Source organism: Autumnicola musiva, assembly GCF_031846585.1.
GTDB classification, from domain to species: Bacteria; Bacteroidota; Bacteroidia; order Flavobacteriales; family Flavobacteriaceae; genus Autumnicola; species Autumnicola musiva.
Map to the genome: position 1 here is coordinate 74,395 of NZ_JAVRHK010000004.1, position 18,156 is coordinate 92,550.

16 protein-coding genes are annotated in these 18,156 nt (G+C 38.1%); 8 read left to right on the forward strand and 8 right to left on the reverse strand.

Going from position 1 to position 18,156, the window contains the following annotated elements:
* Positions 1–26: 26 nt before the first annotated feature.
* Entirely contained in the window at positions 27–3,149 is a 3,123-nt protein-coding gene (locus tag RM539_RS07325; protein WP_311502735.1) for a UvrD-helicase domain-containing protein, read from the reverse strand.
* A gap of 184 nt (positions 3,150–3,333) precedes the next feature.
* Here RM539_RS07325 and RM539_RS07330 point away from each other — a divergent pair, with 184 nt between their 5' ends.
* Positions 3,334–3,942: a superoxide dismutase gene (locus RM539_RS07330; RefSeq protein ID WP_311502736.1), complete on the forward strand. Its 609-nt coding sequence runs from the start codon at positions 3,334–3,336 to the stop codon at positions 3,940–3,942.
* A 1,154-nt stretch (positions 3,943–5,096) separates the two neighbouring features.
* On the opposite strand, the gene RM539_RS07335 is transcribed toward RM539_RS07330, so the two are convergent.
* The 4 genes from RM539_RS07335 to purN all read right to left on the reverse strand — a co-directional run bounded on the left by RM539_RS07335 (position 5,097) and on the right by purN (position 9,135).
* Positions 5,097–6,995, reverse strand: coding sequence for an amidophosphoribosyltransferase (locus tag RM539_RS07335; protein ID WP_311502737.1), 1,899 nt, complete (start codon positions 6,993–6,995; stop codon positions 5,097–5,099).
* 72 nt (positions 6,996–7,067) lie between these two features.
* A complete protein-coding gene (locus tag RM539_RS07340) occupies positions 7,068–7,991 on the reverse strand; it encodes a PfkB family carbohydrate kinase (protein WP_311502738.1) in 924 nt (307 codons plus the stop codon).
* A gap of 80 nt (positions 7,992–8,071) precedes the next feature.
* Positions 8,072–8,539: a ribonuclease HI gene (rnhA, locus tag RM539_RS07345; RefSeq protein ID WP_311502739.1), complete on the reverse strand. Its 468-nt coding sequence runs from the start codon at positions 8,537–8,539 to the stop codon at positions 8,072–8,074.
* Positions 8,539–9,135 carry a phosphoribosylglycinamide formyltransferase gene (gene purN, locus RM539_RS07350; RefSeq protein WP_311502740.1) on the reverse strand — a complete coding sequence of 199 codons (597 nt, stop codon included), beginning with the start codon at positions 9,133–9,135 and terminating at the stop codon, positions 8,539–8,541. The genes rnhA and purN overlap by 1 nt, the downstream gene beginning before the upstream one ends.
* A 147-nt stretch (positions 9,136–9,282) precedes the next feature.
* Here purN and RM539_RS07355 point away from each other — a divergent pair, with 147 nt between their 5' ends.
* The 5 genes from RM539_RS07355 to pyk all read left to right on the forward strand — a co-directional run bounded on the left by RM539_RS07355 (position 9,283) and on the right by pyk (position 13,562).
* Positions 9,283–9,519, forward strand: a complete 237-nt coding sequence (locus tag RM539_RS07355) for an acyl carrier protein (protein ID WP_013069791.1) — start codon at positions 9,283–9,285, stop codon at positions 9,517–9,519.
* 15 nt (positions 9,520–9,534) lie between these two features.
* The gene (gene fabF / locus RM539_RS07360; RefSeq protein ID WP_311502741.1) at positions 9,535–10,788 is read left to right on the forward strand and encodes a beta-ketoacyl-ACP synthase II; all 1,254 of its coding nucleotides are present in this window, start codon (positions 9,535–9,537) and stop codon (positions 10,786–10,788) included.
* 9 nt (positions 10,789–10,797) lie between these two features.
* Positions 10,798–11,529: a ribonuclease III gene (gene rnc, locus RM539_RS07365; protein ID WP_311502742.1), complete on the forward strand. Its 732-nt coding sequence runs from the start codon at positions 10,798–10,800 to the stop codon at positions 11,527–11,529.
* 114 nt (positions 11,530–11,643) lie between these two features.
* Positions 11,644–12,132: an IPExxxVDY family protein gene (locus RM539_RS07370; RefSeq protein WP_311502743.1), complete on the forward strand. Its 489-nt coding sequence runs from the start codon at positions 11,644–11,646 to the stop codon at positions 12,130–12,132.
* Positions 12,132–13,562 carry a pyruvate kinase gene (gene pyk / locus RM539_RS07375; RefSeq protein ID WP_311502744.1) on the forward strand — a complete coding sequence of 477 codons (1,431 nt, stop codon included), beginning with the start codon at positions 12,132–12,134 and terminating at the stop codon, positions 13,560–13,562. The genes RM539_RS07370 and pyk overlap by 1 nt, the downstream gene beginning before the upstream one ends.
* A gap of 114 nt (positions 13,563–13,676) precedes the next feature.
* Here pyk and dinB read toward each other — a convergent pair whose 3' ends face one another.
* Positions 13,677–14,771, reverse strand: a complete 1,095-nt coding sequence (gene dinB / locus RM539_RS07380) for a DNA polymerase IV (RefSeq protein ID WP_311502745.1) — start codon at positions 14,769–14,771, stop codon at positions 13,677–13,679.
* A 52-nt stretch (positions 14,772–14,823) separates the two neighbouring features.
* Here dinB and RM539_RS07385 point away from each other — a divergent pair, with 52 nt between their 5' ends.
* A complete protein-coding gene (locus RM539_RS07385; RefSeq protein ID WP_311502746.1) occupies positions 14,824–15,495 on the forward strand; it encodes an NAD(P)H-binding protein in 672 nt (223 codons plus the stop codon).
* Positions 15,495–15,965, forward strand: coding sequence for a CYTH domain-containing protein (locus RM539_RS07390; RefSeq protein ID WP_311502747.1), 471 nt, complete (start codon positions 15,495–15,497; stop codon positions 15,963–15,965). The genes RM539_RS07385 and RM539_RS07390 overlap by 1 nt, the downstream gene beginning before the upstream one ends.
* Before the next feature lie 112 nt (positions 15,966–16,077).
* On the opposite strand, the gene RM539_RS07395 is transcribed toward RM539_RS07390, so the two are convergent.
* On the reverse strand, positions 16,078–16,941 hold the full coding sequence (locus tag RM539_RS07395) for a phosphatase PAP2 family protein (RefSeq protein ID WP_311502748.1): 864 nt from the start codon (positions 16,939–16,941) through the stop codon (positions 16,078–16,080).
* A gap of 31 nt (positions 16,942–16,972) precedes the next feature.
* On the reverse strand, positions 16,973–18,091 hold the full coding sequence (locus RM539_RS07400; RefSeq protein WP_311502749.1) for an adenylate/guanylate cyclase domain-containing protein: 1,119 nt from the start codon (positions 18,089–18,091) through the stop codon (positions 16,973–16,975).
* Positions 18,092–18,156: the final 65 nt, after the last annotated feature.

Genomic DNA, 18,156 nt, shown 5'->3' on the forward strand with positions numbered 1-18,156 from the left:
TCGTTTTTTACAAAATTACATTTCTTTTATACAAACAATGGGGAAACCTCATCATTTATATAGACCAGGATTCTGTTCTCCACCTCATAGCCCATATCTTCCAAAACTTCAGCATAACCGTAAAGTTGATTTTTATGAGCTTCAGCTACTCCACCAGTTTTATAATCAATGATTGTACATTTGTTGTCCAGAAGAACTATCCTGTCGGGCCTTAGCTTTTGCCCGTTAGCAGTAAGAATACTTCTTTCATTAAGATTGCCGGTATTGGTGGTAAATAACGGAGCAAGATCTGGATGACTACAGATTTTTTCCAGTAGGGTACTTATTTCCGGCACATATTCCGAAGAAATCAAACCATCGGTAACCGCTTCTTTTACAGCAGATTCTATATCTGCTGCGGAATTTATCTTTGAAAGGATTTCATGTGCAATTTCTCCTTTTTCTATCGCCCCCTGCTGCCTGGTATCCCACAGGGAACCAGATCTTGTAACAATATTTACCGCCTTGCCCTGTGTTGCTGAAGAATAAAAATGTTGCTGAAAATTGCTTTGAAGTGCCTGTTCTTTGCGGGGCTGTGATTCTGCCATTTCACCAAATTCATAGGAATTCCCGTTGTTCCACAGATTTTTAGTTTTCAAAAACTCCATGAGCAGCCCCGAAATTTTGTTTGTCCTGGCCTCCCCGTTTTTGTCTGTTTCATAATTGGAAAGCAGGTATAGTTGTTTTGAAGCACGGGTACAGGCTACATAGAAAACATTCAGGGTATCCAGTTCTTTTTGATGCATTAGCTCCTCGTATAGCTGGCCGGATTTGTTATTCCAGTTGAGCATTTTTTTAGAGGCGCTCAGGTAGCTTACCGGAATTTCCTTAATGGGTTCTTCCATTTCCAGCCAAAGATTATCTCTTTTGGTATCATTAAAATCGGCATTTGCAAAAGGATAGATTACCACTGGAAATTCCAGGCCTTTAGATTTATGAATAGTCATAATTTGAACCGCATTTTCATCCTGCGGAACCACAATGCTCAGCCTTTCTTTTTCCCGTTCCCAGGTTTCAAGAAATTCTGAAATACCCACAGCAGCTTTTTGGCTGTTTTCATAAATAAAGTCCAGGAAGAACTGCAGGTAAGCGTCTGAATCTTCTATAAGGTGAAAACTACGAATAATGTATTCTGCCGCTTCATAGAGGGAGAGCTGCAGCAGCCGGTTTAGACTGAAATCAATGTTTTTATTCTTCAGCCAGTTAAAAAAATCATCTCCATTCCGGCTAATGTTCTGGTTGATAATCTGGTATGGGTTTTGAAATTCATGTTCCTCCTGTAAATAGTTGAAAATTGATAATTTCAGCAGGTCATTTTCAGGATTAAGCGAAAAGGACAGAAGATCTGCAATAAAGTTAACTTTAGGAGAATTAGATATCAACAAGGTTTCTGAAGAAACCACTGCGATACCCTTTTCACTTAAATGGTTGGCGATAGCGATCCCTTCTTTTTTCTTCCTGGTGAGGATACATATATCTCCTTTTGTATAATTTTTGCTATCAAGATTTTGAATGATTTCCAGGACTTTTTCAGGATAAATTTCAAATTCTTCTTCCCGGTTTTCAGCTTCTAAGAAAGAAATATTTACATATCCTCCTTTTTTCGCAGTCGGCTGCTGAAAACTTTTTTCAAACAGGTCACGATAATCGGGATGGCTAAGGTATCCCGCAGCAAATCCAAAGAAATCATTATTAAATTGTACCACTTCTTCTGCACTTCTATAGTTTGCCGGGAGGTTTACCACTTCTTTTTGGGTAGAAAAAGGATTGCCGTGATTGCTAAGATTTAAAAATTGTTCAGCTTTTCCTCCCCGCCAGCGGTATATGGATTGTTTTGCATCCCCCACAAGCATTAAGCGTGAAGGTGTTTCTTCTTCCATACCTGCAAGGCTGGCGTCAATAAGCGGGATAAGGTTTTCCCATTGCATTTGAGAAGTGTCCTGGAATTCGTCAATAAAATAATTGCTGTACCGCTCTCCGAGGCGTTCGTAAATAAACGGAGCGGGCTGATTTTTGACCTGGGCGCTTATTTGTGGATTAAATTCTGAAATAAGCACCAGGTTACGGTCCTTTTTGATGGTTTCGATTTCCTGATTTATGGCATTTAGGAGGGAAAGCTGCACAAGCCTCTTTCTTACTTCTTCCAGGAATTCAATTTTGAAGTAATTTTCTTTGGATGTGGTGAAGAAATTAACAATTTCAGGTTGTAGCTGGTCCAGAATTCTTTTTTTTCCAGCATTGAGAGATTTTGAGTAAAGCGTGCTTTCAGCTATATTTTGTGCCCATTGTGCGTCAAATTTAACAGCTTCGGATTTTTGCAGTTTTTTAAAATGTTTGGGAACAGAACCACGGGTAAAATCTTTTTCTTCAAAGCCATTGGCCTGGATAAGCTTAAAAAAGGATTTAGCAGTTTCATTGATTTCATTTTGGGCAAAGGCAGCAATTTCTTTTAGTTTAAGGTCAAAACTTTGAAAATCTTCCAGTGTTTTTCCCCGTAACTGCTGAAGTGCAGCGTGATTATTTTCATTAACGAGCAGCCGCGAGATTTCAAAAAGATCCCTGGTTATGTCCCAGCTTTTATCTTCATCTGCTTTATTTAAGGTGAAATCTAAAAGTATGCGGGTAAGAGTTTTATCACTCCCTGCTTTGTTAACCAGGCTTTCAACAGCTTCCATAAGAATATCTTCCTGTCCCAGCTCCACCTCAAAATTTACCGGCAGCCCCAGGTCTTTGGCAAAAGTTCGCAATACCCGGTGAGTGAATCCATCTATGGTAGAGACTTCAAAAGCAGCGTAATTGTGAATAATGTTTTTTAAAATGAAACCTGCTTTTTGCCTGATTTCGGGCTTACTCAGTTTACATTCCTTGCAAACTGCTTCAAAAAGTCCCTGAAATTTTTCCGGAATTTCTTCAGAAGAAAATGCCGAGAGACTATCAATAATGCGGGTTTTCATTTCGTCCACCGCTTTATTTGTAAAAGTTATCGCTAGAATATTTCTATATTCTTCTTTCCGCTTCGATTCAAAAAGCAGGAGAAGATATTCTTTGACCAGGGTAAATGTTTTTCCAGATCCTGCCGAAGCATTATAGATTGTGAAGGAGTTTTTCAATCCCGATTTAGCTTTAGAGTTTTTTCTTTAGGTAAGAATCGCATAATTTAATTATAAAATATCAGAGATTCCTTTTGAGCCATAGCTTTTAAGGATTTTATAACAATAAAATGTTTCCTGTAAAAGCCTTTATTCCTAAATTTGAGGGAAAGATAAAATACTAATCACTAAAAATAATAATATTATGGCATTTGAGTTACCGAAACTGAATTACGCCTTTGATGCGCTGGAACCACATATTGATGCAAAGACCATGGAAGTTCACCATGATAAACACCATGCCGGTTACACAAAAAAGTTGAATGCTGCTATAGAAGGTTCTGACCTTGAAGGAAAGACCATCGAAAATATATTGAAGAATCTTGATCTTTCCAATAAAGCTGTTAGAAATAATGGCGGTGGATATTATAATCACAATTTGTTCTGGGAAATTATGTCGCCAGATGGTGGTGGAAAGCCGGAAGGAGAACTTGCTAAAGCTATAGATAGCAAATTTGGTTCTTTTGAAGCCTTTAAAGAGGAGTTTGCAAAAGCAGCTGCAGGACAATTTGGATCTGGTTGGGCCTGGTTATGTGTACAGGAAGGTGGAAAGCTTGAAATTTGTTCAACTGCAAATCAGGATAATCCTATAATGCCTGAAATTGGCTGCGGAGGTACTCCAATATTAGGATTGGATGTTTGGGAGCATGCTTATTACCTGAATTATCAAAATAAAAGACCTGAGTATATTCAAGCCTTTTTCAATGTTATAGATTGGAAAGAAGTTGGCAGTCGCTACGCAAAAGAAAAATAGATATTATTAATTGTTAGAGTTTAAAAGGCTGCTTTTGAAAAAAAGCAGCCTTTTTTATGTGCATTACGCTAATTATATATCAATCAGGTGAGTAGTCCTGGAAGAGCCAGCCAGTTGGAATCCTAGCTGAGGGCAAGGCTGTCTATGGTGATGTGGAATCTGATAGGAAGCTTAAAGCAAATCTATGATTTTACGAACAGAAGGGTAATATAAGGTTTACCAGGTGAGTGGCATTGGACAGCGAAGCCCTATTAATTGGACGTAAAAAGAAAACGGGGTGTGAGCGTGTGCAAATTTTAAAAGAGCTAAAATATAATTTTAAATCAGTATGGGAAACTGGATAGGTAAATGAGTTAGGATCTATAATCAGGTTATTGAAGCTGAGGTTTATATTCTTAAGGAACATCAAAGCATAAAAAAAGGCGGAGAAGAACTCCACCTTTTTGCCCCAAATCTACCATGAACTTAACCTACTTATGCTATGGTAGTACTAATGTAAGCAGAAAGATTATATAAAATTCATTTTTTAGCTAAAGCGCATGATTAGTAGCTAAACTACCATTTTTAGTACACTTGGTTAAAAATTTGAAGGAAAAGGTATATGAAAAGAGAAATTTCACCTGGAATTTTATAAATAAAAAAGGCGGAGAAAAACTCCACCTTTTTTGCCCCAAATCTACCATGAACTTAACCTACTTATGTTTATGGTGGTACCAAGATAGAAAGAAAGTTAGTATAAAATTAATTTTTTAGATGAACCGCATGTAAATTAGTTAAAGTGTTTTGTCTTCTTTAAACCGGTATATAATATTTTGAATGTCCGTATTTATTCAGATTATCAGAAATATACATCGAGCACCAGACCTCACAGGTTTAAAAAACCTGTGAGGTCTCTCGTGTCGAGTACTAAGAATTTTGAACAGGAAAAGATTTTAAACATCATTTTACGGTTCTCCGGATATTCATATATAATATCAATGAATCCAGAAAAGTATGGATATAAAAAAAGGCGGAGAAAACTCCACCTTTTTTTGCCCCAAATCTACCATAAACTTAACCTACTTATGTTATGGCAAGTCTAATGTAGATAAGAAAAAACATGTAACCAACTAATATAGACTAACTACTTATAAATTAGTTAAAGTGCATATTGTCTAATAAGCACGGCCTGTTGTTCCTTCATAGAAGTTAATAAAAGCCCTGTTAACCACCCTGTTTCCTCCTGGTGTGGGATAGTTTCCGGTAAAATACCAATCCCCGAGGTTTTTAGGACATGCTTTGTGTAAGTTATCCACTGTTTGATAAATCACCTTTACTTTAGCTGTTACAGTTGGTTCACTAATCAATTCAGCTATTTTATCTGATAATTGGCTATCTGTAAAAGGTTCATAAATTTCCTTTACAAAATTTTGAACTTCGGTATCTTCCAGGTCTACCTGATCCATGCATTTGGAATACACCTCTTCTACAATGCTATAAGTATCATTTTCTTTGTGTAATTCCAGAGCTGCCCTAAATGCAACTAAATCCTCAAGCCGGGCCATATCAATTCCGTAGCAATCGGGATAACGTATCTGAGGTGCAGAAGATACTACTACAATCTGTTTTGGATAAAGGCGGTCCAGCATTTTTACGATACTTTTCTTTAGCGTGGTGCCTCTTACAATGCTATCATCTATAATAACCAAATTGTCTTCAGGTCTTACCACGCCGTAAGTTACATCGTAAACATGGGCAACCAGATCATCACGGCTGCTGTCTTCGGTAATAAATGTACGCAGCTTTACATCTTTAATTGCGATCTTTTCAGTTCTGAGCCTGTGAGATAGAATTTCCTGAAGCCGGGCATCGGTGAGGGATTCTTTTTCAGCTAAAATAGCCTCGTTTTTTTGCTTACTGAGTTCATCCTGGGCTGCTTCTACCATTCCGTAGAAAGAAGTTTCAGCAGTATTGGGAATAAAAGAAAAAACAGTATTCTGGGTGTCGTGATCAATTGACTTTAATACATCGGGCATTAAGAGCTGACCCAGCATTTTTCTTTCCTTATAAATTTCAGCATCGCTACCACGGGAAAAATAAATACGTTCAAAAGAACAGGCTTTTCTTTCCAGGGGCTTAATGATTTGCTGAATAGATACATTGCCATTCTTTTTAGTTATAATGGCATGTCCCGGTTCTAATTCCTGTACATCTTCAAACTTTACATTAAAAACCGTCTGGATTACCGGCCTTTCAGAAGCCACCACCACAACTTCATCGTCTTTATAATAATATGTAGGGCGAATACCTGCCGGGTCCCTGAGTACAAAGGAATCACCATGTCCCATAAGTCCGGCCATGGCATAACCTCCATCCCAGTTTTTAGAAGATTTTCTGAGAATTTTTGCAACATTCAATTGCTCGGCAATATGAGGGGAAGCCTGTTGTTTATTATAACCTTCTTTCTTTAATTTTTTATACAACTTGCGTACTTCAGAATCTAAAAAGTGCCCGATCTTTTCCATTACGGTTACCGTATCGGCCTTTTCCTTTGGGTGTTGTCCAAGTTCAACAAGATTGTTGAAAAGCTTGTTTACATTTGTCATGTTAAAATTCCCGGCCACAATCAAATTCCTGTGCATCCAGTTATTCTGCCTCAAAAATGGATGAACACTTTCTATGCTGTTTTTGCCGAAAGTTCCGTAGCGCACATGGCCAAGAAAAACTTCTCCCAGGTAGGGGATATATTTTTTCTGAAGGGCCACGTCATCGGCATATTCAGGGTTTTCCTTAATTTCATCGTTGATCCTTTGATTAATTTGCTCAAAGATATCCTGAATTGGCTGTGCCTGGTTAGATCTTACCCTGCTGATGTATCTTTCGCCCGGAGCGGTATTTAGCTTAATACTGGCAAAACCGGCACCATCCTGCCCGCGGTTATGCTGTTTCTCCATCATCAGGTACATTTTATTAACTCCATAAAATGCACTGCCGTATTTTTCCTTATAAAACTCTAATGGTTTTAGAAGGCGAATATGTGCAATTCCACATTCGTGTTTAAGGGCATCACTCATAAATATATAATTACCGTGTTAATGGTTATAAGTTTGGTCACAAAAAAAGCCCTGAAATTACAGGGCAAAATTTTAAGTTGTTTCTATTTCAAACTGGGTAAGTTTGCTGAATTCCCTAAGCCGCGAATGAACATCTTCTTTAGAAAGTTCCTGCATCCGCTCAGTACCAAATTTCTCTACACAAAAAGATGCCAGGTTAGAAGCATAAATAACGGCATTCTTCATGTTTTCAAAAGAGATGTCTTCAGTTTTGGCTAAATACCCAATAAAGCCTCCTGCAAAAGTATCTCCCGCTCCTGTAGGATCAAACACTTCTTCCAGTGGCAGGGCAGGGGCAAAAAAGATTTCCTCTTCATGAAACAACAAGGCACCGTGCTCTCCTTTTTTAATAACTACATATCTGGGGCCCATTTTTTCGATCTTTCTGGCAGCTTTTACTAAAGAGTACTCGCCGGACAGCTGTCTTGCTTCCTCATCATTTATAGTAATTACATCTACTTTAGAAATAACCTTTTTCAGATCTTCCAGGGTATTGTCCATCCAGAAATTCATTGTATCCAGCACCACCAGTTTAGGATTTTTAACCTGCTCGAGCACGCTAAGTTGTACAAGTGGGTGTAGATTGCCCAACATGACAAATTCTGAATCCTTGTATTTTTCAGGTACCACCGGCTGGAAATCTGCCAGTACATTCAGTTGTGTTTCAAGGGTGTCTCTTGAATTTAAATCGTTATGATAACGCCCGCTCCAAAAGAAAGTTTTTCCTCCTTTTACAAGTTCAATACCTTCAATATTAATGTTGTTTTTTTGAAAGAGATCAAGGTATTCCTGTGGAAAATCATCGCCTATAATAGAAACAATAGCGCTGTTCGCATCAAAATGTGAAGCAGAGAGACCAATATAAGTGGCTGCGCCTCCAAGGATTTTATCGGTTTTACCAAATGGTGTTTCAATAGCATCAAAGGCAACAGTGCCTACAATTAATAATTTACTCATAACGGGATTTAAAATTCGCTGCAAATATACAGTTTGTTTTTCAAGAGATAAACCTAAAACAGAAATTGGCAATTTTCAGATCATGTTTCCTGAAAGCCTTCGTCAATAAGTAATCTTTTTTCTTTAGAAGCCGCCACGGCAAGTGCATCACAGCGTTCATTTTGAGGATGATTATTGTGGCCTTTAATCCATTGAAACTTCACCTTGTGCTTGCGGTATTCTTTAAGAAATTCTATCCAAAGATCAGCATTCTTCCGATCCCTGAAGTTTTTTTTCTCCCAGCCTAACACCCATTTCTTTTCTACGGAATCTACAACATATTTGGAATCTGTGAATATAAGAATCTCCAGTCCAAGCTTTTTAAGTTTTTTCAGGGCTTCAATTACGGCCATTAACTCCATTCTGTTATTGGTGGTGTGTTTATAGCCTTTAGAAAATTCTTTGCGGTAAGGTTTTCCAACCCACTCCATTACAATCCCATAACCCCCCGGCCCGGGATTTCCTCTTGCGGCACCATCTGTATAAATATGAACCTGTGGTTGCTGCACTATTTTTCTTTTTCCAGGAGTTCTTCAATTATTTTCGGGAAATGGCTGTATTCAAGAGCATGAATTTTTTCAGCAAGGATTTCTGGAGTGTCTGTAGGCTCAATGGCAACAGTAGTTTGAAAAACAATTTTCCCTTCATCATATTTTTCATTTACATAATGAATAGTGATACCGCTCTCTTTTTCTTTATTTTCAATAATTGCCTGGTGAACTTTATCGCCGTACATTCCTTTACCGCCGTAGTTTGGTAAAAGTGCAGGATGAATATTAATAATTTTGTTGGGAAACTTCCGAATAATGTTTTCCGGCACTACCCAAAGAAAACCTGCTAACACTATAAGGTCGGGGTTAATATCTTTCAGCACATAAAGAACTTCATTGGAATAGTAGAAAGAATCACGATCAAAATGAAGCGCTTTTACATCAAGATGGTGTGCTTTTTTTAACACACCTGCCGATTTCCTATTGGAAAACACTGCTACCACGCGGGTTGCAGGGGAATTCCGAAAATATTTTATGATATTTTCAGTATTTGTTCCGGAGCCGGAAGCGAAGATTACAATCTTTTTTTGTTTTTTATGTGGCTGAGTGCTCAAAATGAGTTTGTTAACAATAATTAGGATGTAAATTTAATCGGTTTCAGTGATTTTATGTAAATTAGATTCACATTTTTAAAGTAAAAATCGGTTTTAAAATAAAGTTTTTTATTTTTGCCACCTAATCAAAATTAAAACAAAAATATTATGTCAGACATTGCATCAAGAGTAAAAGCGATTATCGTGGACAAATTAGGTGTTGACGAAAACGAAGTTGTAAACGAAGCCAGCTTCACCAACGACTTGGGTGCTGATTCATTAGATACAGTGGAATTGATCATGGAGTTTGAAAAAGAATTTGACATTCAGATTCCAGATGACCAGGCAGAAAATATAGCAACTGTTGGTCAGGCAATTTCTTATATTGAAGACGCGAAAAAATAAAAAGCAAAAAACCGTATGGAGTTAAAGCGAGTTGTAGTAACGGGATTGGGAGCACTAACCCCCGTTGGTAACAATATTGAAGAATATTGGAATGGATTGGTGAGTGGAAAAAGTGGTAGTGCACCTATCACTTACTTCAATACCGAAAAGTTCAAAACCAAATTCGCTTGTGAACTCAAAAATTTCAATCCTTTAGATTACTTTGACCGCAAAGAAGTAAGAAGGCTGGACAGGTTCGCCCAATATGCGATAGTAGCTTCAGATGAAGCCATAAAAGACTCCGGATTGGATCTTAATGTTGTAGATAAATACCGCGTGGGTGTAATTTGGGGAGCTGGAATTGGTGGCCTGGAAACTTTTCAGGATGAAGTAATTAATTTTGCTGAAGGAGACGGAAGTCCTAGATTTAATCCATTTTTTATTCCCAAGATGATCGCAGATATTGCCCCCGGTAATATTTCCATTCGTCATGGGTTTATGGGTGCTAATTACACCACGGTTTCTGCCTGTGCATCTTCTGCCAATGCAATGATAGATGCGCTTAATAATATAAGGTTAGGGTATAGCGATGTTATTGTATCCGGTGGATCTGAAGCAGCAGTAACTATTGCAGGTATGGGAGGTTTTAATGCCATGCATGCCCTTTCCACCAGAAATGAAAATCCCGAAACTGCCTCAAGACCTTTTGATGCTGAAAGGGATGGTTTTGTTCTTGGAGAAGGTGCCGGGGCACTTATATTGGAAGAGTATGAACATGCGAAAGCCAGAGGTGCAAAAATCTATGCTGAAGTTTTGGGCGGAGGTTTATCTTCAGACGCTTACCATATGACGGCACCGCATCCCGATGGAAATGGGGTTGTTGCCGTAATGGAAAACTGTTTAAGGAATGCCGGTATGAACCCCGGAGATGTTGATGCCATAAATACTCACGGAACTTCAACTCCCCTGGGAGATGTAGCCGAATTAAAAGCTATAAGTAAGGTTTTTGGTGAGCATGCAAAAAACATCAATATCAATTCAACAAAGTCAATGACCGGGCATTTATTGGGAGCTGCCGGTGCTATAGAAGCCATTTCGGCTATTCTTTCTATGAAGTACAGCTTAGTGCCTCCAACCATAAATCATGAAAATCCGGATGAGAATATTGATCCTGAATTGAATTTGACCTTAAACAAAGCCCAGGAACGGGAGGTAAACGTTGTGATGAGCAATACGTTTGGTTTTGGAGGGCATAATGCCTGCGTTTTATTCAAAAAATTTCAGGAATAACTTCTTAAAATGAGTGTTATTCACAATATATTAAATTCCCGCTCTTCCAAAGGCGGGAATTTTTTTGCTGATATACATAAGATTTTGGGTTTCCGCCCAAAAGAGATTTCCCATTATAAAAAAGCTTTTACCCATCGCTCCCTTAATATAAAGGATGAAGAGGGGAATGCGGTAAATTACGAGCGGATGGAGTTTCTGGGGGATGCCATGCTTAGTGCGGTAATTGCGTCTCATCTATTTAGGGCAGTGCCTGGAGGGAATGAGGGCTACCTCACTAAAATGAGGTCTAAAGTGGTAAGCCGGAAACACTTGAATGAACTTGGGAAAGACCTTAAGTTAATATCTTTTGTTCAAACTAATATTCCTAAAGATCAGTTTGGGGTAAATATACACGGAAATTTGTTTGAAGCCCTTGTTGGTGCCATCTATCTTGACCGTGGTTATAAATACTGCCGCAGGTTTATTTTTGAACGGGTAATAGAGCCTTATGTTGATATCGAGCAGCTGGAGGGCAAGGTTATAAGCTATAAGAGCCTTTTAATTGAGTGGTGCCAGAAGCAAAAAAAAGACTTTGACTTTGAAGTTTATGAAGATACCGGCAATGATGAACTTAAACATTTTGCGGTAAAACTTCGTATTGATGACCGGGTTGTGGCAAAAGCCAGAGCAACTTCAAAAAAGAAGGCTGAAGAAAAGGCTTGCAAGAGGGCTTATTATGCACTTCAAAATAAAATGAAATAATTTTGCGAATTTAGCGGAAACTATAACGTTTTCGTAGAAAAATGGCAAAATTATAAGCTGTTCTTCCTGCTTTTTAGCATTCTTATTTTATCTTTAGCCTAAAGTATTGAGGTTATGCAGGCGCATAAAATGTTGTTGGATGAAGTAGAGGAAGACAGCTTTAAATTGGTGGCTATTTACAGTTCTGTTGAAGAATTCAGAATGGCTTATTTATTGAACAAACATTTAAATCTGCAATTAAAAAGAGCCAGGCGTGATGTAGACTTTAATTATAAAGCTGTCCAGGCCATGTATGCTTTGTTTACTTCAAAAGATCCCAAAACCCACTGTACGTATCATCTTGTCTGCAATAAATACAAAGGTAAGCCAAAAAAGGTGCTAAGTTCCGGCTCTCTCTTTGATGAGGAAGAAGTACGGCCACTTGAGATGCAGCTCATTCCGGAGTATAAGAAGGTAGATTATTTTCTTAAAATAGGAGAAGATGTACAGGATCAAAATTTTACAAAATTGGTGAATATCGTCTATAATATTCCGCAGGTACTTGCCGCGTACAGTATAGACGTTGAAAATCTAAAATCGAAGGAAAATTTAATTTTTGAATAATGCCAACAAATAAAAAGACTAAAATTGTAGCAACCCTTGGACCTGCTACAAGTACTAAAGAAGTTTTATTCGACATGCTCCAGGCCGGAGTGAACGTCTTCAGAATAAATTTTTCTCATGCAGATTATGATGATGTGAGAGAGCGGGTCGCCATGATCCGTAATTTAAATAAAGAGCATAATTTTAATGCTGCCATTCTCGGAGACCTTCAGGGTCCTAAACTTAGAGTAGGTACTATGAAAGAGGAGGTAGTGGTTTCTAAAGGTGATGAAATAATTTTTGCAACCGGCGAAGAGTTTAAAGGCACTGCAGAAAGAGTTTATATGAACTACGATACCTTTCCACAGGATGTAAACCCGGGAGAGCGTATTCTTCTTGATGACGGGAAGCTTATTTTTGAAGTGGTAAGCACCAACAGGGAAAATGAAGTAAAGACAAAAGTAATACAGGGAGGTCCTTTAAAATCTAAAAAAGGGGTTAACCTTCCAAATACCAAAATTTCCCTTCCCGCTTTAACTGAAAAGGATGTAAAAGATGCCATTTTCGCCTGTGAAATGGAGGTGGACTGGATGGCACTTTCTTTTGTGCGTCATGCGGAAGATTTAATTGAACTTCAGAACTTAATACAGGAGCACAGCAAACATAAAATCCCTATTGTTGCAAAAATTGAGAAACCTGAAGGGGTTCAGAACATAGAGAAAATTGTTGCGTATTGTGATGGATTAATGGTTGCCCGTGGTGACCTGGGAGTTGAGATTCCGGCTCAGGAAGTCCCACTAATTCAGAAAAAACTGGTTTTAGTTGCCAAAAAAGCCCGTATTCCTGTAATTATCGCCACTCAAATGATGGAAACCATGATTTCCAGTCTTACGCCTACAAGAGCCGAGGTTAATGATGTGGCAAATTCTGTTATGGACGGCGCAGATGCTGTTATGCTTAGTGGGGAAACTTCAGTTGGGCAGTATCCCGTACAGGTAATAGAAAAAATGTGTCAGATTCTGGAAAGCGTGGAAAATTCGCCTCTTATTAAGGTGCCACACGATCCGCCACATGTGCGTACCAAAAGGTATATTACCAAAGCAGTTTGTTATCATGCCGCGCATATGGCCAATGAGATTAATGCAAAAGCAATTTGCACACTTACCAATAGTGGTTATACCGCGTTCCAGATTTCGGCCTGGAGACCCGAATCTCATATTCTTGTATTTACTTCTAATCAAAGGATTCTCTCCCAGTTAAGCCTTTTATGGGGAGTTAAGGCATTTTATTACGATAAGTATACCAGTACAGATGAAACCATTGAAGATATTAATGTAATGGCAAAAGAAAACAAATTTGTACAACCGGGAGATTTTACCATTAACCTGGCAGCAATGCCAATTTCAGATAAAGGAATGGTGAATACCCTTAGGGTTTCTGAGATTCAGTAGAAATCTTATTACCTGTAAGAAAAGGTCTAAAGAGCTAAAACCATTGTTCTGAATGAATGAGAATTCAGGGAAATAAAATATATTCTTTAGACCTTTTCAATTTATAACGAAAGATTAGAATTCAAATCTCAGTTGCACCTCAATTTTCTTTTTTGCTTCTTTTTTTAGTTCGGTTTTATCGGTATTTAAATTAGAGAGGGAAATCCCAAGTAATCTAACAGAATTTTTCATTTTTTCCTGATATAGCAGCATCTTGGCCTGCTCAAGAATAAGCTCCTTACTGGATATAAAATATGAAATAGTTTTACTCCTTGTTTGCAGGCTAAAATCACTGTACTTGATCTTCAGGGTGACGGTTTTCCCGGCGACTTTGCTTTTCTGAAGCCGGCGCTCTATCTCTTCTGCAATATTCTCCAGGCGTTCCAGCATAAAAATTTCCGAAGAAATATTTTCGCTGAAGGTTCTTTCTGCTCCAAGGGATTTTCTTATTCTGTTTGGTTTAACCTCACTTAAATGAATTCCCCGTACTACGTTGTGATAATAATTACCACTTTTACCAAAGTGTTCTGAAAGGTATTCAGCTGATTTTTGTTTTAGGTCTTTACCGGTAAAAATGCCTAATCTGTACATTTTGTCGGCGGTTACTTTTCCCACGCCATGAAACTTCCTGATATCCAGATTCTCCAGGAATTCTTCCACGTCCTCAGGGTTTACCGTTTTTTGGCCATTAGGTTTATTGTAGTCGCTGGCAATTTTTGCTATAAATTTATTAATAGAAATACCTGCCGAAGCATTAAGTCCTGTTTTATCTTTTATTTTATCTCTTATTTCTCTTGCCACAAGAGTAGCGCTGGGATTTCCTTTTTTATTTTGTGTAACATCTAAATAAGCTTCATCCAGGGAAAGTGGCTCTACAAGATCTGTATATTCTAAAAAAATTTCCCGTATACGTTGGGAAATTTCCCTGTACCTGTCAAAACGTGCCTTTACAAATATTAGATGTGGACAATTTTTTTTGGCAATTACGCTGCTCATAGCACTTCGTACCCCAAATTTCCGTGCTTCGTAACTTGCAGCACTTACCACACCTCTCTGGGAACTTCCACCAACTGCAATAGCCTTTCCCCTAAGTTCCGGATTATCCAGTTGCTCTACGGAAGCGTAAAAGGCATCCATGTCTATATGAATTATTTTGCGATGGTTTTCCACAATGCAAATTTATAATATCTTTAATCTATAAGAGATGGAAAATCATCTGTATATGAAACAAAAGACTGCGATCGTTTTGGGTGCCACAGGCCTTACTGGGGGTAAGCTGCTCCGTAAATTGCGGGAAAATAAGAATTATGGAAAAATCATTCTTTTCTCCAGAAGCCCTTCCCATGTACGCGATGTGAAAATTGAAGAACATTTAATCAACCTGCTTGAGCTGGAAAATTATGCGGAAGAATTTAAGGCCGATGAGGTTTTCTGCTGTATTGGGACTACTAAAAGCAAAACTCCTGATAAGCAAAAGTATAAAGCTATAGATTATGGAATACCAGTGACGGCTGCAAAATTATGTGAGGCCAACAATATATCTTGTTTTATGGTGGTTTCGGCAATGGGATCAAATCCTCGGAGCAAGATTTTTTATAATAGAGTTAAAGGTAAAATGGAGCGGGATGTACTGCAATGTAACATCAGGAAAACATACATTTTCAAACCCTCCTTAATAGTTGGCGATCGTGAAGAAAATCGTAACGGGGAGAAAGTTGCTAGTGGTATAATTAAGTTTATTAATCCATTTTTGAAAGGCCCCTTAAGGAAGTATAAATCTATTTCTGCTGAAGAAATAGCTGGCGCTATGTTGTATTTGGCAGATGACGGATACCATACCACAAGAATTGAATCTGATGAAATTGCGGAAATTGCAAAACTGGCCGGAGAATAATGAATATGGAAATAGAAAGAAAGTTTTTAGTCACCTCTGAAGATTATAAAAAGGAGTCGTACAAAAGTGAAAGGATAACGCAGGCATATTTAAATTCCCATCCCGAACGCACCGTAAGGGTGAGAACAAAGGGAGAAAATGCATATCTGACTATAAAAGGTAAATCTTCAGAGAGCGGGCTAAGCCGATTTGAGTGGGAGAAGGAAATTTCTATAGATGATGCCCGTGAACTCATGAAGTTAGCTGAACCCGATGTTATAGATAAAACCCGTTATTTGATAAAACAGGGAACTCATATTTTTGAAGTAGATCATTTTCATGGAAGGAATGAGGGTCTCATAATAGCCGAGGTGGAATTAAATTCAGAAGAAGAAAAATTTGAAAAACCAGCCTGGTTAGGAAAGGAGGTAACTAGAGATAAAAGGTATTATAATTCTCTTCTCAGTAAGAAGGCTTATAAAACCTGGTAAATAATTGTCAGAATTCAGAAGATAGCAACATCACCGCTCCTGATAGAATTATTTCTGAAAATGGTTTCCTGCGTATAGCCTATAGAAAATAACTGTGATGTTCCTTACAGTGTTAGAAGGTACCTCTAATGCCAATTCTACCAGGACCCATCTGAAAATCCCAGCTTATTTTAGTTTTGTGAGGATCAATATTCCCATAATTTCGATCTCTGTTCAGGTAATTGTCAATAGTATCTACCACAGCAATGCTTATGGCTATACTCAAACCAATATCGGTAAGCCAGTGGGCACCGGCCCAAAGACGGGAAGCAGGAGCAATAAGTCCCAGGGTATATATACCGCCCTTTACAAATGGATTGTCAAACTGTTTACCTATGGCATAAGCAGTGGTAAAAGATAAAATGGTATGACCAGACGGGAAGGTGTGATAGCCTTCTTCTTCACTGAAAGGTTTAAAACTCCATTTCCCTTCCCCCACGCCGGGCCTTGCCCTCCCCAAAGCAGTTTTGGTAAAAGTTTGTAATAATCCTGCAGCAGTGGCAGCCGAGATTAATAATACACCGGTTTTTCGCACCTTTTCATTTTTAGTGAATAATCCATAAAGGTATATGGCACTGGTAAGGGAGTAGTTATTTACGGGCTTTCCGGAATACCAGCCTATATCCCTGATTAATGGTGGAATATCCTTTTCCTGAGCTATAAACCAGTCGCTGCTTTGCTCATCGATTATATATAAAGCGGCCGTACCTAAAACCACTGCTCCTGCGGTTATAAAATCTTCTTTTTTCCATCGCAAAGGTTGGGTGTAGGTATTTTTTATCCCTCCAAAAGCACTTATCCCGTCATATTTTAGTAATTCCCAGGATGAGGGGAGGCTGTCTCTTTTTACCACCTGGGCCTTTGTTGTGTTAAAACATAAAAACAATGCCAGAAAAATAGGCAGTAGCTTATTTGGTGTTTTGAATATGCTTTTCATTGGACGTTGTTTCAATTTTCTGAATTTACGATTAAATTCTTCGTTTTTCAATACTGAAGATTTCCACCGGATTTTCCCTGCCTTGTAATTCCTGATACCCAAGAGAATTTGATAAATAAGAATTACGAATGTTTTCCATACTATTTACTGTGCCTGAAATAAGTATGGATTCATTATAAATTTTACAAAGCCCTTCTATTCGGGCTGCCACATTTAAGGTGTCTCCGTGATAGGCAATATCTCGTTTAACATCTCCTACTTCAACGGCGGTAACAATGCCGGCATGTACTCCTGCTTTAAAATGTGGTGTAATTCCATAGCGTTGCAGATAATATTCTTTCCGGCTTTGTAATTGCTCCTGAACGGCAAAAAAGAAATCTATACAAGAAAATCTCCCCGGAATATGAAGTGGCCAGCTTACCACAATTTCGTCTCCTACATATTGATAAATTTCAGCATTGTATTTTTTTACCATTCTGTTGATGTCAAGAAAGCTATCCTGAATGAGTGCGCTGTATTTTAAATGGCCCAGCCTTTCAGCAAGTTTTGTTGAGGAAGTAAGGTCCATAAACATAAAAATTCTTTCTTCTTCCCTGGGATAGCGATACCTGCCGAATAAGAGCGGAATTAAAATACCCGGCCCGAACCTTTTATTCATCTGGTTCACAAAACTTATTACCAGCGTCATGAAAAAGCTATAAGCCATTAAAATATAGTTGTAGTATTTCCAGTTATCTTCCAGAATCCTGATGCTGATTTCATCAAAAACCAGCTGACTGGCATAATTCAGTAAAAAGAATCTAATAAAGTTAATTACCAGCATTAAAACAATAAAATACAGGACGCCTCCTATAAGTATGCTTATTCCTAGCGGCATGTTTTTAAATTGATTCTTTGCCAGTACAGCATCTATTAATCCAAGGGAAAATCCCAGAATTAAGCCTGCCAGTATAACAACCACTCCCATGGAAATAACCGGATTATGAAATTCTACATCAACAGCATTGATAATAGAAGCAGTGTTATAATGTATAATTAATAATAAAAGCGAATAGGATAAAATCCAGAAAACAGCCTGTTTTATAATATTGCTTAAAAGAGGATATTTATGAGCGATCCTTATTGCGCTGAAGGTGTAGTTGTTCTTCATTCACATGTTTTAAAAAATATGTAGGTTAAACTTTATAGTAACAGCCTCAGAATAATTACCATTCT

What these genes read in the sequence shown, in the direction of transcription:
- pyk (WP_311502744.1), top strand. Translation starts at nt 12,132, where the DNA reads ATGCCAACAAATAAAAAGACTAAAATTGTAGCAACCCTTGGACCTGCT.
- RM539_RS07330 (WP_311502736.1), top strand. Translation starts at nt 3,334, where the DNA reads ATGGCATTTGAGTTACCGAAACTGAATTACGCCTTTGATGCGCTGGAA.
- fabF (WP_311502741.1), top strand. Translation starts at nt 9,535, where the DNA reads ATGGAGTTAAAGCGAGTTGTAGTAACGGGATTGGGAGCACTAACCCCC.
- RM539_RS07355 (WP_013069791.1), top strand. Translation starts at nt 9,283, where the DNA reads ATGTCAGACATTGCATCAAGAGTAAAAGCGATTATCGTGGACAAATTA.
- rnc (WP_311502742.1), top strand. Translation starts at nt 10,798, where the DNA reads ATGAGTGTTATTCACAATATATTAAATTCCCGCTCTTCCAAAGGCGGG.
- RM539_RS07390 (WP_311502747.1), top strand. Translation starts at nt 15,495, where the DNA reads ATGAATATGGAAATAGAAAGAAAGTTTTTAGTCACCTCTGAAGATTAT.
- RM539_RS07385 (WP_311502746.1), top strand. Translation starts at nt 14,824, where the DNA reads ATGAAACAAAAGACTGCGATCGTTTTGGGTGCCACAGGCCTTACTGGG.
- RM539_RS07370 (WP_311502743.1), top strand. Translation starts at nt 11,644, where the DNA reads ATGCAGGCGCATAAAATGTTGTTGGATGAAGTAGAGGAAGACAGCTTT.
- RM539_RS07400 (WP_311502749.1), bottom strand. Translation starts at nt 18,091, where the DNA reads ATGAAGAACAACTACACCTTCAGCGCAATAAGGATCGCTCATAAATAT.
- RM539_RS07335 (WP_311502737.1), bottom strand. Translation starts at nt 6,995, where the DNA reads ATGAGTGATGCCCTTAAACACGAATGTGGAATTGCACATATTCGCCTT.
- RM539_RS07340 (WP_311502738.1), bottom strand. Translation starts at nt 7,991, where the DNA reads ATGAGTAAATTATTAATTGTAGGCACTGTTGCCTTTGATGCTATTGAA.
- RM539_RS07395 (WP_311502748.1), bottom strand. Translation starts at nt 16,941, where the DNA reads ATGAAAAGCATATTCAAAACACCAAATAAGCTACTGCCTATTTTTCTG.